The organism is Variovorax sp. 770b2, from assembly GCF_900115685.1.
Taxonomy (GTDB): domain Bacteria; phylum Pseudomonadota; class Gammaproteobacteria; order Burkholderiales; family Burkholderiaceae_C; genus Variovorax.
In genome coordinates this window covers 3,007,562-3,026,421 of the sequence record NZ_FOXJ01000001.1, presented here as the reverse complement: position 1 = coordinate 3,026,421, position 18,860 = coordinate 3,007,562, and the positions used below count along the sequence as shown (strand labels likewise).

Annotated in this window: 19 protein-coding genes; 15 read left to right on the top strand and 4 right to left on the bottom strand. The window is 66.4% G+C overall.

What is annotated here, in order from left to right; all coding sequences use genetic code 11:
- Positions 1–4: 4 nt before the first annotated feature.
- Complete coding sequence (locus BM133_RS14035; RefSeq protein WP_093435340.1) at positions 5–283, bottom strand: hypothetical protein; 279 nt, start codon at positions 281–283, stop codon at positions 5–7.
- A 50-nt stretch (positions 284–333) separates the two neighbouring features.
- Here BM133_RS14035 and BM133_RS14030 point away from each other — a divergent pair, with 50 nt between their 5' ends.
- The 13 genes from BM133_RS14030 (at position 334) to ntrC (ending at position 14,591) form a co-directional block, all read left to right on the top strand.
- The gene (locus tag BM133_RS14030; RefSeq protein WP_256219171.1) at positions 334–582 is read left to right on the top strand and encodes a hypothetical protein; all 249 of its coding nucleotides are present in this window, start codon (positions 334–336) and stop codon (positions 580–582) included.
- Positions 583–751: 169 nt separating this feature from the next.
- Positions 752–2,347 (top strand): class I SAM-dependent methyltransferase, encoded by a 1,596-nt coding sequence (locus BM133_RS14025; protein ID WP_093434488.1) that lies wholly within the window; start codon positions 752–754, stop codon positions 2,345–2,347.
- 66 nt (positions 2,348–2,413) lie between these two features.
- Positions 2,414–4,150: a gamma-glutamyltransferase gene (gene ggt, locus BM133_RS14020; RefSeq protein WP_093434487.1), complete on the top strand. Its 1,737-nt coding sequence runs from the start codon at positions 2,414–2,416 to the stop codon at positions 4,148–4,150.
- Positions 4,151–4,210: 60 nt separating this feature from the next.
- A complete protein-coding gene (locus tag BM133_RS14015) occupies positions 4,211–4,960 on the top strand; it encodes a pseudouridine synthase (RefSeq protein WP_093434485.1) in 750 nt (249 codons plus the stop codon).
- A gap of 91 nt (positions 4,961–5,051) precedes the next feature.
- Complete coding sequence (locus BM133_RS14010) at positions 5,052–6,071, top strand: YncE family protein (protein WP_093434484.1); 1,020 nt, start codon at positions 5,052–5,054, stop codon at positions 6,069–6,071.
- Positions 6,055–6,861, top strand: coding sequence for a polysaccharide deacetylase family protein (locus BM133_RS14005; protein ID WP_093434482.1), 807 nt, complete (start codon positions 6,055–6,057; stop codon positions 6,859–6,861). The genes BM133_RS14010 and BM133_RS14005 overlap by 17 nt, the downstream gene beginning before the upstream one ends.
- Positions 6,862–7,032: 171 nt before the next feature.
- Positions 7,033–8,007, top strand: coding sequence for a sterol desaturase family protein (locus tag BM133_RS14000; protein ID WP_093434481.1), 975 nt, complete (start codon positions 7,033–7,035; stop codon positions 8,005–8,007).
- A gap of 53 nt (positions 8,008–8,060) precedes the next feature.
- Positions 8,061–8,948, top strand: a complete 888-nt coding sequence (locus BM133_RS13995) for an EI24 domain-containing protein (protein ID WP_093434479.1) — start codon at positions 8,061–8,063, stop codon at positions 8,946–8,948.
- Positions 8,945–9,745: a competence/damage-inducible protein A gene (locus tag BM133_RS13990; RefSeq protein WP_177224799.1), complete on the top strand. Its 801-nt coding sequence runs from the start codon at positions 8,945–8,947 to the stop codon at positions 9,743–9,745. The genes BM133_RS13995 and BM133_RS13990 overlap by 4 nt, the downstream gene beginning before the upstream one ends.
- Before the next feature lie 146 nt (positions 9,746–9,891).
- Positions 9,892–11,307, top strand: a complete 1,416-nt coding sequence (gene glnA / locus BM133_RS13985) for a type I glutamate--ammonia ligase (RefSeq protein ID WP_093434476.1) — start codon at positions 9,892–9,894, stop codon at positions 11,305–11,307.
- Between the two features lie 132 nt (positions 11,308–11,439).
- Entirely contained in the window at positions 11,440–11,949 is a 510-nt protein-coding gene (locus BM133_RS13980; RefSeq protein WP_093434475.1) for a hypothetical protein, read from the top strand.
- 14 nt (positions 11,950–11,963) lie between these two features.
- On the top strand, positions 11,964–13,043 hold the full coding sequence (glnL, locus tag BM133_RS13975; RefSeq protein ID WP_093434473.1) for a nitrogen regulation protein NR(II): 1,080 nt from the start codon (positions 11,964–11,966) through the stop codon (positions 13,041–13,043).
- Positions 13,044–13,067: 24 nt separating this feature from the next.
- Positions 13,068–14,591 (top strand): nitrogen regulation protein NR(I), encoded by a 1,524-nt coding sequence (ntrC, locus tag BM133_RS13970; protein WP_093434472.1) that lies wholly within the window; start codon positions 13,068–13,070, stop codon positions 14,589–14,591.
- A 31-nt stretch (positions 14,592–14,622) separates the two neighbouring features.
- On the opposite strand, the gene BM133_RS13965 is transcribed toward ntrC, so the two are convergent.
- Both BM133_RS13965 and xth read right to left on the bottom strand, forming a co-directional pair.
- Positions 14,623–15,168 (bottom strand): hypothetical protein, encoded by a 546-nt coding sequence (locus tag BM133_RS13965; protein ID WP_093434470.1) that lies wholly within the window; start codon positions 15,166–15,168, stop codon positions 14,623–14,625.
- A 5-nt stretch (positions 15,169–15,173) separates the two neighbouring features.
- Positions 15,174–15,959, bottom strand: coding sequence for an exodeoxyribonuclease III (gene xth / locus BM133_RS13960; RefSeq protein ID WP_093434469.1), 786 nt, complete (start codon positions 15,957–15,959; stop codon positions 15,174–15,176).
- Between the two features lie 249 nt (positions 15,960–16,208).
- Between xth and BM133_RS13955 the strand changes: the two genes are divergently transcribed.
- Both BM133_RS13955 and BM133_RS13950 read left to right on the top strand, forming a co-directional pair.
- Positions 16,209–16,916, top strand: a complete 708-nt coding sequence (locus BM133_RS13955; protein WP_093434467.1) for an AP2 domain-containing protein — start codon at positions 16,209–16,211, stop codon at positions 16,914–16,916.
- On the top strand, positions 16,913–17,590 hold the full coding sequence (locus BM133_RS13950; RefSeq protein WP_093434466.1) for an alpha/beta hydrolase family protein: 678 nt from the start codon (positions 16,913–16,915) through the stop codon (positions 17,588–17,590). Before BM133_RS13955 ends, BM133_RS13950 begins: the two co-directional genes overlap by 4 nt.
- Before the next feature lie 13 nt (positions 17,591–17,603).
- Here BM133_RS13950 and BM133_RS13945 read toward each other — a convergent pair whose 3' ends face one another.
- Positions 17,604–18,770 carry a mandelate racemase/muconate lactonizing enzyme family protein gene (locus BM133_RS13945; RefSeq protein ID WP_093434464.1) on the bottom strand — a complete coding sequence of 389 codons (1,167 nt, stop codon included), beginning with the start codon at positions 18,768–18,770 and terminating at the stop codon, positions 17,604–17,606.
- Positions 18,771–18,860: the final 90 nt, after the last annotated feature.

The window sequence follows — 18,860 nt, the reverse complement described above, 5'->3', positions numbered from 1 at the left end:
CATTCTAAGACGCCAGGTCTGCACCCGCGCCCGGCTTCTGCCCAGGGTAGAGATACCTGAAATACGCACCGGACTTGCCGAACAGTTGCTGCGCAAGCTTCACCGGGTCCTCGGCCTTGTGCTTCTCGTAGAGCACCGGTCCCCAGATGATGAAGCCGTCGATGCTGAGGCTCCTGGGGGCGGGCTCGATGGCCTTCCAGGCGTGCGCGAACTTCGAGATCCAGGCCAGGGCCTCGGTCAATGCATGATTGGAGGCGGGAGCTACATCTTCGGTCGTAGACATGGTGACATCCTTGATGAAAAGACTGTACAAATATACAGTAAAATACCGTCATGGAAAACATCCCGGCCACCCTCTGGATCGCCGCCTGCGCGCATCGGTTGCGGCAGCGCTGGCACACGGTCGATGCCCTCGAACTGGAAGACGTTGCGCGCACGCTCCGGCGCGACGCACGGCTGCGGGCCATGCTGCCCGACGATGCAGCCGTCGATTGGCTTCGGCCTCTCACGGAAGCCTCGGTGCAGGTGCCTGTTGTCCCATCCAACCGGCGGCCTTCAGGGCCTCCCCCCATTTCTCCTTGACGGGTCAGCCGTCCCCCGCCAGCCACCTGTGCGGGGTCCTTGATGCCATGCCAGCAGAAAGGCTTGAGCCCAGCTTCACCGCTGGGTTTTTTTTGCCTGATCGCGGGGCTATAGTCGGCGAGCGCTGTCACATCGCAACCCCCAGCTCCCCAGATCCCCAAGGACACCCGTGCCGGATTCACTGACCTCCACGCTGACCAGCTACTACGACACGGTGCCCTACGACTCGCATCCGTTCCCACAGTCCGCGATGGAGCATCTGGAAGCGCTGGCCTTCCTGTTCGGACTCGATGCCCCCGCGCCCGCCAAGGCGCGTGTGCTGGAACTGGGTTGCGCGGCCGGCGGCAACCTGATTCCTTTTGCGGCGCGCCACCCCGAAGCGAGCGCGCTCGGCGTCGATTTGTCCACCGTGCAGGTGTCGCAAGGCGTGGCGGCCATCGCGCATGCGGGCCTCTCGAACGTCGAGTTGAGAGCGTTCAACATCGCCGACATCGACGCCTCGTTCGGCCAGTTCGACTACATCGTCTGCCACGGCGTCTACAGCTGGGTGCCGGGCCCGGTGCAGGACGCGATCCTGCGCGTCTGCTCGGAGAACCTCGCGCCGAACGGCGTGGCCTACGTGAGCTACAACGTGTACCCGGGCTGGAAGGCGCGCGAGATCGTGCGCGACGCGATGATCCTGCGCGGTGGCCCGCGCGACACGCCCGACGAAAAGCTGGCCTACGCGCGCGGCATGCTCGAGTTCCTGGAGCAGTCGGCGCGTCCCGACAGCGTGCTCAAGAAGACGCTCGAAGAGACCATGCCGATCGTGCGCGGTTCCAGCGGCTACTACCTGCTGCACGAATTCCTGGAGCCCTGCAACGAGCCCTGCTACTTCAAGGAATTCGCCGCGCGTGCCGACGCCCGCGGGCTGGCCTACCTGTGCGACGCGGAGCCCTCGACCATGTTCGTGCAGAACTACGGCGAGAAGGTGCGCGATCCGCTGCTGCGCGAATGCGGCGGCAGCCAGATCATGATGGAGCAGTACCTCGACTTCCTGGTCAACCGCACCTTTCGCCAGACCCTGCTGGTCAGGCAGGAGCGCGCGAGAGACATCCGCTACCGCCTCGATCCGGCGCGCATCCGCGCACTGGAATTCGCCGGCGTGTTCACCGCCGAAGACGGCGGCGCGCTGACGCTCGATGCGCGAGAGCAGCCCTGCAACGCGATCCGCAACCTCAAGGTCACGCTGCGCCAGCCCGTGCACAAGGCCGTGGCGCAGGTGCTCGATACACGCTATCCGGCGTCCGCATCGGCCGAGGCCCTGGTCGATGCCGCGGCAAGGCTCACCGGCGAGCCGCGCGATGCGGTCGAGCGCCTCGTGCTGGCCATGCTCGAGGAACTGGTGATCCTCGGCGCCTTGCGGTTCCGGCGCACGCCGGTGCCCGCGGCGACCGACGTGACCAGCCTGCCGCAAGCCCTGGCAGCCGTGCGGGGCGCGCCCGGCCTCGCGCTCACGGCCGGCGCCAATGCCCATGCCTGCAACCAGTGGCACGAGCCCGTGGGCCTCACGCTGCTCGAGCGCAGCCTGCTGCCGCTGCTGGACGGCGCGCATTCCCACGAAGCGCTCGCCGAACACCTGGCCGGCGAAGTGCGGGCCGATCGCCTGCGCTTCATCAAGGACGAGCAGCCGCTGACCGAGCCCGGGGCACTGAAGGAATTCGCGCAGCAACAGGTGGCGCTGGCCTTGAAGGACCTGCGGCGCAAGGCGCTGCTCACCGCCTGAGCTCGTTCTTCTTCTTCTTCTTCTTCTTTTCATTCTTCTTCATCCAACTCAAAGAGGAGACTTCCCATGCAGCAATTCCACTGGACCCCGACACTGCGCGCCGCCGTCGCGGCCGCACTCGCGCTGACGGCGGCGGGCGCGTCGCAGGCGGCCTCGCAGGCCCCGGTCGCGGCCGAGAACGGCATGGTCGTGAGCGCGCAGCACCTGGCAAGCAAGGTCGGCGTCGACGTGCTCAAGCGCGGCGGCAACGCGGTCGATGCGGCGGTGGCCGTGGGCTACGCGCTGGCGGTGGTGTACCCGGCGGCGGGCAACCTGGGCGGCGGCGGCTTCATGACCGTGCAGCTGGCCGACGGCCGCAAGACCTTCCTGGACTTCCGCGAGAAGGCCCCGCTGGGCGCCACGGCCAACATGTACCTGGACAAGGACGGCAACGTCATCAAGGGCCTGAGCACCAAGGGCCACCTGGCGGTCGGCGTGCCCGGCAGCGTCTCGGGCATGGAGTACGCGCGCGAGAAGTACGGCACCATGAAGCGCGCTGCGCTGCTCGCCCCGTCGATCCAGCTGGCCGACAAGGGCTTTGCGCTGGAGCAGGGCGACATCGACCTGCTCAACACCGCCACGGCCGACTTCAAGGAAGACGCCGCGTCGGGCGCCATCTTCCTGAACAAGGGCGAGCCCTTCGTGGCCGGCCAGAAGCTGGTGCAGAAGGATCTGGCAAAGACCTTGAGGGAAATCAGTGCCAAGGGCCCGGACGGCTTCTACAAGGGCTGGGTCGGCAATGCCATCGTGGCCTCGAGCCAGGCCGGCAAGGGCCTGATCACGCAGGCCGACCTGGACCAGTACAAGACCCGCGAACTGGCGCCCGTCGAGTGCGACTACCGCGGCTACCACGTCGTGTCGGCGCCCCCGCCCAGCTCGGGCGGCGTGGTCATCTGCGAGATGCTCAACATCCTGGAGGGTTACCCGCTCAAGGACCTGGGCTACCACTCGGCGCAGGCCGTGCACTACCAGATCGAAGCCATGCGCCACGCCTACGTGGACCGCAACAGCTACCTGGGCGATCCCGACTTCGTGAAGAACCCGCTCGAGCGCCTGCTCGACAAGGGCTATGCCGAGAAGATCCGCGCGGTCATCGATCCGAAGAAGGCCGGTGTCTCCAAGGACATCAAGCCCGGCGTCGCGCCGCATGAAGGCAGCAACACCACGCATTACTCGATTGCCGACAAGTGGGGCAACGCGGTGTCGGTGACCTACACGCTGAACGACTGGTTCGGCGCCAAGATCACGGCCGCCAAGACCGGTGTGCTGCTGAACGACGAGATGGACGATTTCACCTCGAAGATCGGCGTCCCCAACCTCTACGGCCTGGTGCAGGGCGAGGCCAACGCCATCGCTCCCGGCAAGCGTCCGTTGAGCTCGATGAGCCCGACCATCGTGACCAAGGACGGCAAGCCCGTGATGGTCGTCGGCACGCCGGGCGGCAGCCGCATCATCACGGCCGTGCTGCTGACGATGATCAACGCCATCGACTACGGCATGAACGTGCAGGAGGCGGTCGATGCGCCGCGCTTCCACCAGCAATGGCTGCCCGATCTGACCAATGTCGAGACCTACGCGCTGAGCCCCGACACCCGCAAGATCCTGACCGACATGGGCCACAACCTGGCCGTGCCGCAACCGGCCAACCATCTCGCGGCGATCATCGTCGGCGCACCGTCGCTCGGTGGCAAGCCGGTGGCCAACAACCGCTTCTACGGCGCCAACGATCCCCGTCGCAACACGGGTCTCGCGGCAGGCTACTGATCCTGCGGCAAACTCGAAGGCGGTCGTGCCCCTGCAGGCGCGGCCGCTTTTTCATTTCTCATGCATCTTCAAGACATTCTCTACACCCAGGGCTTCGGCACGCGACGCGTGTGCGCGGGGCTGGTCCAGCAAGGCCACGTGACCATCGCGGGCGCGGTGGTCGACGACCCCTTCCAAGACCTCGACCCCGAGGGCCTGCTCTTCACGGTCCAGGGCACCGGGTGGGCCTACCACGAGAAGGCCTACCTGATGCTGCACAAGCCGGCCGGCACCGAGTGCTCGCAGAAGCCCTCGACCTACCCGAGCATCTACACGCTGCTGCCTTCGCCGCTGCGCCTTCGGCCCAACAAGGGCGCCGTGCAGGGCGTGCAGGCCATCGGCCGGCTCGACCAGGACACCACCGGCCTCCTGCTGATGACCGACGACGGCCAATTCATCCACAAGATGGGTTCGCCCAAGCACCACGTGCCCAAGGTCTACGAGGTGACGGCCAAGCACCCGGTGGACGAGGCGCAGATCGCCAAGCTGCTGGCCGGCGTGGTGCTGGACGACGACCCGAAGCCGGTGCGCGCGGCCGCCTGCGAATCCGACAGCCCGCTGCACCTGCGGCTCACGCTCACCGAGGGCAAGTACCACCAGGTCAAGCGCATGCTGGCCGCGGTGGGCAACCGGGTCGAGGGGTTGCACCGTTCGCGCATCGGCGAGCTGGCGCTGCCCGAGGAGCTGGCGCCGGGACAGTGGCGCTGGCTGACGGCCGAAGAGGTCGCGGCGCTGCGTGCGCCGACCAAGCCCGCGAAACCACCAAAGTAGAGGCAAGAAGGGGAGAGAAAGAGCGCCGAAACGGTCAGCCAGCCTTCAGGGCTGGCCGTTAAGATCCTCAGCTCTTTCCCGGAACCTTCCCTTGCGACTCCCAGCCCGCCCGAACGGCCGCATCGCGGCCTTCCTGTTTTCTTCCCTGACAGCCCTTTCAGCCCTGCTGGTCCATGCGACCGCCGCCGCTGCACCGCCCGAACTCCCCCCGATCTTTGTCCTCAACTCGCTGGACGCCAACGTCAGCGTGATCAATCCGGTCGACTGGACCGAGAAGCTGCGCATTCCCACCGGCAAGGAGCCGCACCATATCTACATGACGCCCGACGAGAGGTCGGTCATCGTGGCCAATTCGGCGGGCGATTCGTTGACCTTCCTGAACCCCAAGACGGCCGAAGTGCAGCGGGTGGTCTACGGCATCATCGATCCGTACCAGCTGCAGTTCTCGCGCGACATGAAGTGGTTCGTCACCGCGGGCAACCGGCTGAACCACGTGGACATCTACCGCTGGGACGGCAAGGACCTGAAGCTGGCCAAGCGCATCGCCTCGGGCAAGACGCCCAGCCACATCTGGATCGACAACACCAGCACCATCGCCTACGTGACGATGCAGGACAGCGACGAGATGATCGCCATCGACCTGCCCACCCAGGCCATCCGCTGGCGCGTGGCCACCGGCGCCATGCCGGCCGACATCTACGGCATCCACAACGACAAGACCCTGCTGGTGGGCCTGACCGGCAGCGACGGCGTGCAGGTGTTCGACGTGGCCGGCGCCGAGCCCAAGCTGGTCGGCAAGATTCCCACCGGCAAGGGCGCCCATGCGTTCCGCTCGGCCGGCGATGGCAAGAGCGTGTTCGTGAGCAACCGCGTGGCCAACACCATCAGCCGCATCGACATCGCGACGCTGAAGGTGAGCGCCACCTACGCGGTGCCCGGCGGACCCGACTGCATGGACGTCTCGGCCGACGGCAAGACGCTCTATGTCACCTCGCGCTGGGCCAAGAAGCTCTCGGTGATCGACCTGGCCACGCAGAAGGTGGTGCGGCAAGTCAACGTCGGCCGTTCGCCCCACGGCGTCTGGACCCTCGACCATGCCAAGCGCATCTAGCCGCGCCCGCCGGGCCGTCGCTCTGGCGATGGCGGTTGCCGTCGTGCCAGCCGCCTGGGCGCAGGGCGGTACGTGCGAAAAGCCGGTCTACCTGACCTTCGACACCGGCCACATGGGCATTGCGCCGCTGGTGGCCGAGGTGCTCAAGCGCCAGGACGTGCGCGTCACCTTCTTTGCCGCGGCCGAGCGCACCACGACCGACGGCGACAGCCTGGACAACCACTGGGCGCCGTGGTGGAAGGCGAGGGCGGCCGAGGGCAACGAGTTCGCCTCGCACACCTACGACCACACCTACTGGCGCGCCGATCTGAAGGGCACCACGCCGACCTTCCGCGTGAAGCCCTCGGCGGGCGCGTTCGCCGGCCGCGAGTTCACCTGGACCGCCGCCGAGTACTGCGCCAACATCAGCAAGGCCTCCGACCGCCTGGCGCTCATCACCGGCAAGAAGCCGCTGCCGCTGTATCGCGCGCCGGGCGGCAAGACCTCGCCCAAGCTGCTGGCGGCCGCCAAGGCCTGCGGCTTCGAGTACGTGGGCTGGGCGCCTGCCGGCTTCCTCGGCGACGAGCTGCCGAGCGAGAAGTTCAGCAACGAGAAGCTGCTGACCCAGGCGCTGGACACCATCCGCCCCGGCGACATCCTGCTCGCGCACCTGGGCATCTGGTCGCGCAAGGACCCATGGGCGCCGGCCAACCTGGAGCCGCTGATCGTCGGCCTGAAGGCCAAGGGCTTCTGCTTCCAGACCCTGCGCCAGCACCCCGACTACCGCGCCTGGATCGCATCCCATCCCTGAGAAGGTGTGAACGAATCCGCCATGCCCGAGCAGCCCGCTCAGACACACCCGCTCGGCGTTGCAAATGCTCGCCATAGCCCGAGCTATGGCTGCGCTTTGCGCCTTGATCGGGCACGCCTGAGCGAGCTGCTCGGGCACGTCGAATTCATTCACACCTTCTGAGTCCGTGCCGTGATCGATTGGCTGACTGACGTTTTCTCCGCGCTGCAGGGCTGGTTCTTCGAGACCGCCGTGCAGCCGCTGGTGTACGCCGTCGGCCTGGGCGGCTGGACCGAAGACGCCTTCGACGCCACCGGCTGGCTGCTGGTCGGCTTCATCCAGATCGTCGTGCTTCTCTCGGTGATCGGGCCGCTGCAGCGCTGGCGCGCGGTGGAGCCGGTGGTGGACCGCCACGCGATCCGCATCGACGTGCTCTACACGCTGATCCACCGGCTTGGCCTCTTTCGCCTGGCGCTCTTCTTCACGCTGCAGCCCTTCTTCGACGACGCGCTGGGGAGCCTGCGCACGGCGGGGTGGGGCACCTTCCACCTCGATGAGGTCTGGCCCGGCGTGACCGACGTGCCGGTGGTGGCCTTTGCCATCTACCTGGTGGTGCTCGACTTCGTCGGCTACTGGATCCACCGCGGCCAGCACCGGTTCAACTGGTGGTGGGGCCTGCATTCGCTGCACCACTCGCAGCGCCAGATGACCATGTGGAGCGACGACCGCAACCATCTGCTCGACGACGTGATCCACGACACGCTCATCGTCATCGTGGCGCAGCTGATCGGTGTGGCGCCGGGGCAGTTCATCGCGTTCGTCGCCTTCACGCAATTGAGCGAGAGCCTGCAGCACGCGAACCTGAAGCTGGGTTTCGGCGCCATCGGCGAGCGGCTGTGGATCAGCCCGCGCTTCCACCGGCTGCACCACAGCATCGGCCTCGGCCACGAATCGCACGGCAAAAGCACGCTGGGCGGCCACAACTTCGGCGTGCTGCTGCCCTGGTGGGACATGCTGTTTCGCACCGCGAACTTCCAGGACCGTTACGACCCGACCGGCATCCGCGACCAGGTCGAGCCCGACGAGGGCGGCCGCGTGCGCGAGTACGGCCGGGGCTTCTGGGCGCAGCAGTGGCTGGGCCTCAAGCGCATGGTCGGCCGCGGCTGAATCGCCGACGGAATCGCCAGGGGGCCGATCCGAGGCGTTATCCTCACTGCCTCATGCGCCTGCTCCTCGACTCCTTCTGGCGCGCGGTCGCCTACTGCATGCTGCCGCGCGTGATCGTGCTGTCGCTGCTGCCGCTGGGCCTGATGGTGGTGCTGGCGGCCGGCCTCGGTTACTTCTACTGGGATTCGGCCGTGACCTGGACGCGCGGCGCACTCGACGCCTGGCCCCTGCTCTCCAGCTTCTGGGCCTGGATCGGACGGCTTTTCTCCAGCGACGTCACCTCCGTGCTGGCCTCGATGGTGGTGGTGTTCGCCGCCACGCCGCTGATCGTGGTGGTGTCGCTGCTGATCGTGGCGGGGCTGATGTCGCCGGCCCTCACCAAGCTGGTGGGCGAACGCCGCTTTCCCTCGCTGGAGCAGAAGAAGGGCGCCTCCTTCCTCGGCAGCGTGGCCCGTTCGCTGGGCGTGACCCTTCTCGCGCTGGTGGCGCTGGTGGTCTCCATGCCGCTCTGGCTCATTCCGCCGCTGGTGCTGATTCTTCCGCCGCTCATCTGGGGCTGGCTCACCTACCGGGTCATGAGCTTCGATGCGCTGGCCGAGCACGCGAGCCCCGAGGAGCGCGCCACGCTGTTGCGCGCGCACCGGCTGCCGCTCCTGTGCATCGGCGTGCTCTGCGGCTACCTGGGCGCCGCGCCGAGCATCGTCTGGGCGTCGGGCCTGCTGTTCGCCGCCGCCTTCTTCGTGCTGGTGCCGATCGCCATCTGGATCTACACACTGGTCTTCGCCTTCTCGGCACTCTGGTTCGCACACTACTGCCTCGATGCCCTGGCCCAGCTGCGCACGCAGCGCGCCGCGGCGCTGGCTTCGGCCGAAGGCGGCACGCCCGCCCTCGAGGCGGCCGAGGCCAACCAGGCCGCTCTTTCTCAATGGGGTTCACCATGACACGCGCATTCGGTCTCATCGTCGTCGGCGACGAGATCCTCTCCGGCAAGCGCGCCGACAAGCACATGCCCAAGGTCATCGAACTGCTCGCCGCGCGCGGTTTGCAACTGGTCTGGGCGGAATACGTGGGCGACGAACCCACGCGCATCACCGCGGCGCTCATGCGCGCCTTCGCTTCGGGCGACATCGTGTTCTCGACCGGCGGCATCGGCGCCACGCCCGACGATCACACCCGCCAGTGCGCCGCCAAGGCCCTGCGCGTGCCGCTCGCGCTGCACCCGGAGGCCGAGGTGCTGATCCGCGAGCGCATGCAGGACACGGCCAAGGAGCAGGGCGTGCCCTACGAGCCCGACCGGCCCGACAACATCCACCGGCTGAACATGGGCGTGTTCCCCGAGGGCGCATCGATCATCCGCAACCCGTACAACAAGATCCCGGGTTTCAGCGTCGAGCACGTGCATTTCGTGCCGGGTTTCCCGGTCATGGCCTGGCCGATGATCGAATCGGTGCTCGACAGCCGCTACGCCGATCTTTTCGCCCGCAACGCGATCGCCGAGAAGTCGGTGATCGTTTTCGGTGCGATGGAGGCCACCCTCACGCCCTTGATGCAGGCCATCGAGGAGGCGCACGCGGGCATCAAGGTGTTCAGCCTGCCCAGCGTCGATCACCCCACATACGGTCGGCACATCGAATTGGGCGTCAAAGGCGACCCGGGCCGGCTCGATGCGGCGTATACCCAGCTGATCGAAGGGTTGCACACTTTCGATGCCAAGCTTGGCCCAGAATTGGTGCGCTAAAAGTCATTGCACCAATTTGGTGAATTCCCGTTTGTATTTAAGCGGTGCATCTGCCGAGAAAGCCTCAATCCATGAGGTGACAATGGCACAGAAACTGCATCCTTCGTTCCCGTATCCCAAACCACCATCCAACTCAGGAGAAACTGATGGCAAAGACCGTCGCCGATGTACTCAAGCTCGTCAAGGAAAACGAGGTCAAGTTCATCGACTTCCGCTTCACCGACACCCGTGGCAAAGAGCAGCACGTCACCGTGCCGGTCTCGGCTTTCGATGAAGACAAATTCACCTCGGGCCACGCGTTCGACGGCTCGTCCATCGCTGGCTGGAAGGGGATCGAAGCTTCGGACATGCAGCTCATGCCCGACCCCAACACCGCCAACATCGACCCCTTCTTCGAAGAAACGACGCTGATCCTGACCTGCGACGTGATCGACCCGGCAGACGGCAAGGCCTACGAGCGCGATCCGCGTTCGCTCGCCAAGCGCGCCGAGGCGTACATGAAGGCTTCGGGCCTGGGCGACACCGCCTTCTTCGGTCCGGAACCCGAATTCTTCGTGTTCGACGGCGTTCGCTGGAAGAACGACATGTCGGGCTGCTTCGTGAAGATCGATTCCGAAGAAGCCTCGTGGAACACCGACAAGGAATACGAGCACGGCAACACCGGCCACCGTCCCGCAGTCAAGGGCGGCTATTTCCCGGTTCCCCCGGTCGACAGCTTCCAGGACATGCGCTCGGAAATGTGCCTGGTGCTCGAAGCCCTCGGCATTCCGGTCGAAGTGCATCACCATGAAGTGGCCAACGCCGGCCAGATGGAACTGGGCACCAAGTTCAGCACGCTCGTGCAGCGCGCCGACTGGGTCCAGCTGCAGAAGTACGTGATCCACAATGTGGCCCACGCCTACGGCAAGACCGCCACCTTCATGCCCAAGCCCATCGTCGGGGACAACGGCTCGGGCATGCACGTGCACCAGTCGGTCTGGAAGGACGGCAAGAACCTGTTCGCAGGTGACGGCTACGCAGGTCTTTCGGATTTCGCGCTGCACTACATCGGCGGCATCATCAAGCACGCCCGCGCCCTGAACGCCATCACGAACCCCGGCACCAACAGCTACAAGCGCCTGGTGCCCGGCTTCGAAGCCCCGGTGAAGCTGGCCTACTCGGCCAAGAATCGCTCGGCCTCGATCCGCATCCCGTTCGTGGCCAACCCCAAGGGCCGCCGCGTCGAAGCGCGCTTCCCCGATCCGCTGATGAACCCGTACCTTGGTTTCGCAGCGCTCTTGATGGCCGGCCTGGACGGCGTGGAAAACAAGATCCACCCGGGCGAAGCCGCCAGCAAGGACCTGTACCACCTGCCGCCGGAAGAAGACGCGCTGATCCCGACCGTGTGCCACAGCCTGGACCAGGCGCTGGAATACCTGGACAAGGACCGTGCGTTCCTCACCAAGGGTGGCGTGTTCACCGATTCGTACATCGACGCGTACATCGAGCTGAAGATGCAGGAAGTCACGCGCTTCCGCATGGCGACCCATCCGGTCGAGTTTGACATGTACTACTCGCTGTAAAGCGGCCCCTCACGGGGAAGTAAGACGAAAGGACGGCTCCGGCCGTCCTTTTTCCTTGGCGCGGAACATCTTGTCACCGGTGGCCTCGAATTGCATGAAAATGCGCCTTTGTTGCGCCACCCACCGATTCACATGAAGACTGCTTCTCTCATTTTCCTGGCCGGTTCATTGTTGGCCGCCCTGCCGGCGTCCTCGCAGGAGCGCGTGTGGCGCTGCGGCAATGAATACACCAACAACGCCACCATCGCCCAGCAAAAGGGCTGCAAGGTCATGGAGGGCGGCAACGTCACCGTCGTCCAGGGCGGCGGCGGCACGACGACGAAGTCGTCGGGCGGCTCGGGCTCTTCCGCCGCACGCGCGCCGGCCGGCAGCCCGCGCGTCGAAGGCGTCGACCAGCGCGCCCGTGACGGCGAGGCCCGTTCGGTGCTCGAGTCCGAGCTCAAGAAGGCCGAGACCCGCCAGGCCGAGCTGCAGAAGGACTTCAACAACGGCGAGCCCGAGAAGCAGGGCAGCGAAGGCCGCAACTACCAGAAGTACCTGGATCGCGTGGCCGAAATGAAGGCCGAGCTGGCGCGCAACGAGAGCGACATCGCAGGCATTCGCCGCGAAATCGGCCGGCTGCCCACCAACAAGCCCCAGTAACCAGTAAATAACGCATGGCATTCGGGAAGAAGGCGGTCGGCGCCAACACGCGCTTTCAGACCTTCGACCTGCTGTCCACGCTGATCGCGGTGGTCAACAGCGACGGCTCCGTGCTGTTCGCCAACGCGGGCCTCGAAGACGCCCTCGGCACCTCGCGCCGCACGCTCGAAGGCTCGCAGTTCGGCGCCTGTTTTCACGAGCCGCAGGTGCTGCGCACCGCCATCGACGGCGCCAGCAGCAACGACTTCGCCACGCTGCGCTACGAAGCCTTCTTGCGGCGCGTCAACCACGAGCTGATGCCGGTGCAGGTCACGCTCGCGCACGGCGACAAGACGGGCGAGCTCATCATCGAGATGTCGCCGCTGGAGCACCAGGTGCGGCAGGACCGCGAAGAGCGGCTCATCGACCAGGCGCAGGCGAACAAGGAGCTCATTCGCAACCTCGCGCACGAGATCAAGAACCCGCTCGGCGGCATCCGCGGCGCGGCGCAGCTGCTGCAGATGGAGGTGGAGTCGCGCGACCTCATCGAATACACGCAGGTCATCATCCACGAGGCCGACCGGCTGCAGACGCTGGTCGACCGCCTCCTGGCACCCCACCGCCGCCCGCACGTGGTGGGCGACGTCAACATCCATGAGGTCTGCGAGCGCGTGCGCTCGGTGATCCTTGCGGAGTTTCCGCGCGACCTGCACATCGAGCGCGACTTCGACGTGTCGATCCCCGAGTTCCGCGGCGATCGCGAGCAGCTCATCCAGGCCACCCTCAACATCGTGCACAACGCCGCGCAGGCCCTGACGGAGCGCCGTGCCGCGGGCGATGCGCAGATCACTTTCAAGACCCGCATCGCCCGCCAGGTGATATTCAACAAGCAGTGGTATCGATTGGCATTGGAATTGCATGTAATCGACAATGGACCGGGTGTGCCGGACACGATCAAGGACCGCATCTTCTACCCGCTCGTATCGGGCAGGGAAGGCGGAACGGGCCTCGGGCTGACCCTTGCGCAAACTTTTGTGCAACAGCATCACGGCGTGATCGAGTGCGACAGCGTCCCGGGCCGAACCGATTTCAAGATACTGATACCGCTGCCCTAGCGCAGCACGGCAACAAGGAGATGCATGAAGCCGATCTGGATAGTTGATGACGACCAATCGATCCGCTTCGTGCTCGAGAAGGCCTTGCTGCGCGAAGACTTGCCCACGCGCAGTTTCACGAATACACGCGAAGTGCTGGCCGCGCTGGAGCAGGCCGGCGAAGACGAGCAGCAGGGCCCCCAGGTGCTGGTGAGCGACATCCGCATGCCCGGCGGCTCCGGGCTCGATTTGCTCGACAAGATCAAGGCCAAGCATCCCGGCCTGCCCGTCATCATCATGACGGCGTTCTCCGACCTGGACAGCGCCGTCTCCGCCTTCCAGGGCGGCGCCTTCGAATACCTGCCCAAGCCCTTCGACCTGCCGCGCGCAGTCGAACTCATCCGCCGCGCGGTCGACGAAAGCCAGCGCGAGGAAGTCTCCGAAGAGCGCATGGTGGCCGCGCCCGAAATGCTCGGCCAGGCGCCCGCGATGCAGGACGTGTTCCGCGCCATCGGCCGGCTCTCGCAAAGCAACGTCACGGTGCTCATCACCGGTGAATCGGGCTCGGGCAAGGAACTGGTGGCGCGCGCGCTGCACAAGCACTCGCCGCGCGCCAACGGGCCCTTCGTGGCCATCAACACCGCCGCCATTCCCAAGGACCTGCTGGAGAGCGAGCTCTTCGGCCACGAGCGCGGCGCGTTCACCGGCGCGCAGACCATGCGGCGTGGCCGCTTCGAGCAGGCCGAGGGCGGCACGCTCTTTCTCGACGAAATCGGCGACATGCCCTTCGACCTGCAGACGCGCCTCCTGCGCGTGCTGAGCGACGGCCACTTCTATCGCGTGGGCGGCCACAACTCGGTCAAGGCCAACGTGCGCGTGATCGCGGCGACTCACCAGGACCTGGAGCAGCGCGTGAAGCTCGGCGGCTTCCGCGAAGACTTGTTCCACCGCCTCAACGTGATCCGCCTGCGCTTGCCGGCGCTGCGCGAACGCGGCGAGGACGTGCCCGCGCTCACGCGCCATTTCCTGCAGCAGAGCGCGCGCCAGCTCGGCGTCGAGCCCAAGCGGATTTCGGATGCAGCGCTCGTCAAGCTCGCGACTTTCGGCTTCCCGGGCAACGTGCGCCAGCTCGAGAACATCTGCCACTGGCTGACCGTGATGGCGCCCGCGCAGCTGATCGAAACCAAGGACCTGCCGCCCGAGGTGATGGCGGTCAGCGTCGACACGCATGCGGCCGAAGCGGCTGCACCGGTGGCCGTTGCCGCGCAACCGCTGGCTGCGCCGCTGCCGGGCATCGAGCGCGAATCGGTGTCGGCCTCCGCCGCCCCTGAGGCCGTGGAAGCGCCTGTGGGCGTGAGCAGTTGGGAAAGCGGCCTCGAGCTGGAAGCCCAGGCCTTGCTGGCCGCCGGCCGCACCGACGTGTGGGATGCGCTCTCGCGCCGCTTCGAATCGCGCCTGATCCTCACGGCGCTGGCCAACACGCGCGGCCGCCGCATCGAGGCCGCTCAGAAGCTGGGCATCGGGCGCAACACCATCACCCGCAAGATCCAGGAACTGGGCATCGAGTGAACGCCGGCCCCGGGGCCGCCGCGCCTCGGGACTATCGGCTTCTCTGGCCCAGCGTCAGCGAATCGAGCTGGAACTTCCCGCTCTTGTCCCAGAGCCAGGTATCGACATACGTGTGGCCGCCCAGCTTGCCCGGCGAAGGCAGCGGCGATGTCGCCTTGATGAGCTCGGCAATCATCGGCGGCACTTCCGGCGCATGGCTCGGCACGCGGCTGAAGGTCACGTTGTTCACCTTGCCGTCCGCGTCGATGTCGGTCTCGACCACCACCACGGCATAGACCAGCGGCGGAATCTTCCCCTTGTAGATCCGGTTCGCGTACGCCTTGTAGATGTGGCGCGCGCCGGTCTTGCGGTAGGCGCGCACGGCGGGCGTCTGCGCGGTGATCAGGCGCACCGTCGGCACGTCGCTGCGGGCGGGCGCCGCTTCGTCCGTGGGCGAGGTGGCGCTCTTGCCGTCTTCGGTCTTCTCGGCGGGCTTGAGGATCGAGCAGGCGCCCAGCGCCAGCGAGATGGCGACGACCGCGAGGACTCGGCCGGCCCGGGGCAAGGTGCGATCGGACAAGGAGGACGTGCCGCTCATGACGGTCAGGCGCCCAGGTCCAGGTCGAGCACCACGGGGGCATGGTCGCTCGGCTTCTCCCATTTGCGCGGCACGCGGTCGATGATGCAGCCCTTCACGTGCGGCACCAGCGGCGCGCTCACGAGCACGTGGTCGATGCGCAGGCCCCGGTTCTTCTGGTAGCCGAGCATGCGGTAGTCCCACCACGAATAACTCTTCTCGGGCTGCTCGAACATGCGAAAGCTGTCGGTCAGCCCCAGGCTGAGCAGCGCCTTGAAGTGGTTGCGCTCCTCGGTCGTGTGGTGGATCGTTTCCTTCAGGCCCACCGGGTCGAAGCTGTCGCGGTCTTCCAGCACGATGTTGAAGTCGCCCAGCAGCACCAGGTCCGGATGCGCCACCAGTTCCTGCCGCAGCCATTCGCGCAAGGCGTCCAGCCATTTCATCTTGTATTCGAACTTGTCGGTGCCCGGCGCCTGTCCGTTCACGAAGTAGCCGTTGACCACGCGCAGCGGGCCCGAGGGCGTCTGGATGGTGGCGGCGATCACGCGCGACTGCTCGTCCGTGAAGCCGCCGATGTTCTTCACCACGTCGCCCACCGGCGCAAGGCTCAGGATCGCGACGCCGTTGTAGGTCTTCTGTCCGAACACCGCAGCCTCGTAGCCGGCCGACTTGAGCACCTCCAGCGGGAACTTGTCGTCGGTCATCTTGAGCTCCTGCAGGCAGAGCACGTCGACCGGATTGGCGATCAGCCAGTCGAGCACATGCTGCAGGCGGGCCGTGAGGGAATTGACGTTCCAGGTGGCTATTTTCATGAATCGCTAAGTGGTTGATCTCGATGATATTTGCGGAACGATACGCCGCACCGGCGTCAAACCGTCCTTGAGCATCGGCCGCGGGCGATGCCCCGAGCCAGAAATGTACGTTGCCGCGCTGCCCGTGCCTTGTCGGATCACGGCCCAACATTCACACGGGGCCACCGCCCGTTATTTATTACCATACGTAACCAAAACACGGAGCGGAGCTTTCCAGGTATGCCCAAAGGGGTTCCGAACCCAGCCGGGATGTACGGCATCTACATCAGGCCCTGGGGGTTCGAGGTGTCCATCGTCAGGGCCGGCGTGCGGCACCGCGAGAGTTTCGGCCGGGCCAGCTACGGCGGCATCGCGCCGGCGCTCGCGCATGCGCAACGCTGGCGCGATGCGGTCGTGAAAAGCCTGCCGCCGCCCACGCGCCGCTCCCGGGCCGAGCAGGTCCGGCCCAACAACAAGACCGGGATACCCGGGGTGTTCCGCCTGCTCACGCCCAGCGGGAAGATCCTGGGATGGCTGGCCAAGACCTACCTGGCCCATGACCAGATACTGCGGGCTCTGTTTCTCGCGAGCGACCAGGGAAGCGCCGCGCGGTCGATGGCGATCCGGGAGCGCGGCCGGCAACTGGAGCAGATGTCGGGGCTGGCGAAGGTGCATCCCGCCGAGGAAGCGATCCGCAAGGCGCCCCCTCGTTCGACTGCCAAACTGCCCGCGAAACGCTCGAAGTCCGAAATCGTCCGGAAGAACAACCGCAGCGGAATTTCCGGCGTGACCTTCAAGTCGCCCCGGCCGAAGCACCCGGGCTACTGGATGGCCATCACCTACACCGCGGGGAAGGGCACGGCGAGCAAGGCGTTCTCGGTCGCCGAGCATGGCCACGACAAGGCCAGGACGCTCGCCGAAGCCGAGCGCCGGCGCCAGCTGGCCCAGAAGAAACGCGAAAGCCGACAAGCCGAATGAAAACAGAGCAGATCGCAATTTCCGTCGCACCCGACATCGATGTTTCAGCGCTGGCAGTAGCGCCTGCGGACACCGAAGCCTGCTTCGTCCTTGCGCACGGCGCGGGCGCGGGCATGGCGCACCCGTTCATGACCGCCGTGGCCGAGGGCCTTGCACAGCGGCGCATCGCGACGCTGCGCTACCAGTTCCCGTACATGGAAAAAGGCCTCAAGCGGGTGGACTCGCCAGCGCTTGCCCACGCCACCGTGCGAGCGGCCGTCGGGCGTGCCGCGCAGCATTTCGAGGGCGTCCGCCTCTTCGCCGGCGGCAAGTCGTTTGGCGGCCGGATGACCTCGCAAGCCCAGGCGCTCGACCCCCTGCCGGGCGTCCAGGGCCTGATCTTTCTCGGCTTTCCATTGCATCCGGCTGGCGCCCCTTCCATCGATCGCGCCGCCCACCTGCACGACGTCGAAGTGCCGATGCTTTTCGTGCACGGCACGCGCGACAAGCTCGCGGAGCCCGAGCAGATGCGCCCCGTGCTTCGCGGCCTGGGGGCACTGGCCACATCGATGGAAATCGACGACGCCGATCACTCGTTCAGCGTGCCCAAGCGCAGCGGCCGATCGAGCGAAGAAGCGCTGGACGAAGCGCTCGACGGCCTGGCCCTGTGGACGCAGGCCTGGCGCATCGGCTGATGCCGCAACGCCGCTAGCTGGCCAGCGCCCGCATCTGCGCGATCAGATCGGCCTTGCCTTCGAAGCCGATGCCCGGCAGCGGCGGCAGCGTGACGTAGCCGTCCTGCACCTTCACGCCGTCGGGAAACCCGCCATAGGGCTGGAACAGGTCGGGGTAGCTCTCGTTGCCGCCGAGGCCCAGGCCCGCGGCGATGGCCAGCGACATCTGGTGGCCGCCGTGCGGAATGCAGCGCGAGGGCGACCAGCCGTGGTCCTTCAGCATGTCCAGCGTGCGCAGGTATTCGACCAGCCCGTAGCTCAGTGCGCAGTCGAACTGCAGCCAGTCGCGGTCGGGCCGCATCCCGCCGTGGCGGATGAGGTTGCGCGCGTCCTGCATCGAGAACAGGTTCTCGCCCGTGGCCATCGGGCCCGCGTACACCTCGCCGAGCTTCGCCTGCAGCTCGTAGTCCAGCGGGTCGCCGGCTTCCTCGTACCAGAAGAGCGGGTACTGCGAGAGCGCGCGGCCGTAGTCGATGGCGGTGGGCAGGTCGAAGCGGCCGTTGGCGTCCACCGCCAGCTGCTGGCCGGGGCCGAGGATCTTCAGGACCGACTCGATGCGTTCGCAGTCTTGCGCGAGCGTGGCGCCGCCGATCTTCATCTTCACGACCGAGTAGCCGCGCTCCAGATAACTGGTCATCTCGCGCTGCAGTCCCTCGACGCCCTTGCCGGGGTAGTAGTAGCCGCCCGCCGCATAGACGAACACGCGTGGGTCGGGCGTGCCGCTGCCGTAGCGCTCGGCCAGCAGCTGGTAGAGCGGCTGGCCGGCGATCTTGGCGACGGCATCCCACACGGCCATGTCGATCGTGCCCACGGCCACCGAGCGCTCGCCGTGGCCGCCGGGCTTTTCGTTGATCATCATGCGGGCCCAGATCTTGTGCGGGTCCAGGTTCTCGCCGGTCTCGTCGAGGAGCGACGCGGGTTCGGCCTCCAGCAGCCGCGGCAGGAAGCGCTCGCGGATCAGGCCGCCCTGGCCGTAGCGGCCATTCGAGTTGAAGCCATAGCCGATGACCGGCTTGCCGTCGCGGATCACGTCGGTGACCACGGCCACCAGGCTCAGGGTCATCTTGGAGAAGTCGATGTAGGCGTTGCGGATGTCCGACTTGATGGGACGCGTGGATTCGAGGATGTCGACGATTTTCATGAGGGGGTGGGGGAGAATCTCCGCCGTGGTTCAAGGTGCAGTGCAGAAGGCGTGCATCTTTTTCCGGCGGGGCCTGCACCGTCCAATACT

Excerpts from the sequence above, each read along its gene's own strand:
- BM133_RS14035 (WP_093435340.1), bottom strand. The coding sequence starts at position 283 with ATGTCTACGACCGAAGATGTAGCTCCCGCCTCCAATCATGCATTGACC.
- BM133_RS14030 (WP_256219171.1), top strand. The coding sequence starts at position 334 with ATGGAAAACATCCCGGCCACCCTCTGGATCGCCGCCTGCGCGCATCGG.
- ggt (WP_093434487.1), top strand. The coding sequence starts at position 2,414 with ATGCAGCAATTCCACTGGACCCCGACACTGCGCGCCGCCGTCGCGGCC.
- BM133_RS14015 (WP_093434485.1), top strand. The coding sequence starts at position 4,211 with ATGCATCTTCAAGACATTCTCTACACCCAGGGCTTCGGCACGCGACGC.
- BM133_RS14005 (WP_093434482.1), top strand. The coding sequence starts at position 6,055 with ATGCCAAGCGCATCTAGCCGCGCCCGCCGGGCCGTCGCTCTGGCGATG.
- BM133_RS13995 (WP_093434479.1), top strand. The coding sequence starts at position 8,061 with ATGCGCCTGCTCCTCGACTCCTTCTGGCGCGCGGTCGCCTACTGCATG.
- BM133_RS13990 (WP_177224799.1), top strand. The coding sequence starts at position 8,945 with ATGACACGCGCATTCGGTCTCATCGTCGTCGGCGACGAGATCCTCTCC.
- glnA (WP_093434476.1), top strand. The coding sequence starts at position 9,892 with ATGGCAAAGACCGTCGCCGATGTACTCAAGCTCGTCAAGGAAAACGAG.
- BM133_RS13980 (WP_093434475.1), top strand. The coding sequence starts at position 11,440 with ATGAAGACTGCTTCTCTCATTTTCCTGGCCGGTTCATTGTTGGCCGCC.
- glnL (WP_093434473.1), top strand. The coding sequence starts at position 11,964 with ATGGCATTCGGGAAGAAGGCGGTCGGCGCCAACACGCGCTTTCAGACC.
- ntrC (WP_093434472.1), top strand. The coding sequence starts at position 13,068 with ATGAAGCCGATCTGGATAGTTGATGACGACCAATCGATCCGCTTCGTG.
- BM133_RS13965 (WP_093434470.1), bottom strand. The coding sequence starts at position 15,168 with ATGAGCGGCACGTCCTCCTTGTCCGATCGCACCTTGCCCCGGGCCGGC.
- xth (WP_093434469.1), bottom strand. The coding sequence starts at position 15,959 with ATGAAAATAGCCACCTGGAACGTCAATTCCCTCACGGCCCGCCTGCAG.
- BM133_RS13955 (WP_093434467.1), top strand. The coding sequence starts at position 16,209 with ATGTACGGCATCTACATCAGGCCCTGGGGGTTCGAGGTGTCCATCGTC.
- BM133_RS13950 (WP_093434466.1), top strand. The coding sequence starts at position 16,913 with ATGAAAACAGAGCAGATCGCAATTTCCGTCGCACCCGACATCGATGTT.
- BM133_RS13945 (WP_093434464.1), bottom strand. The coding sequence starts at position 18,770 with ATGAAAATCGTCGACATCCTCGAATCCACGCGTCCCATCAAGTCGGAC.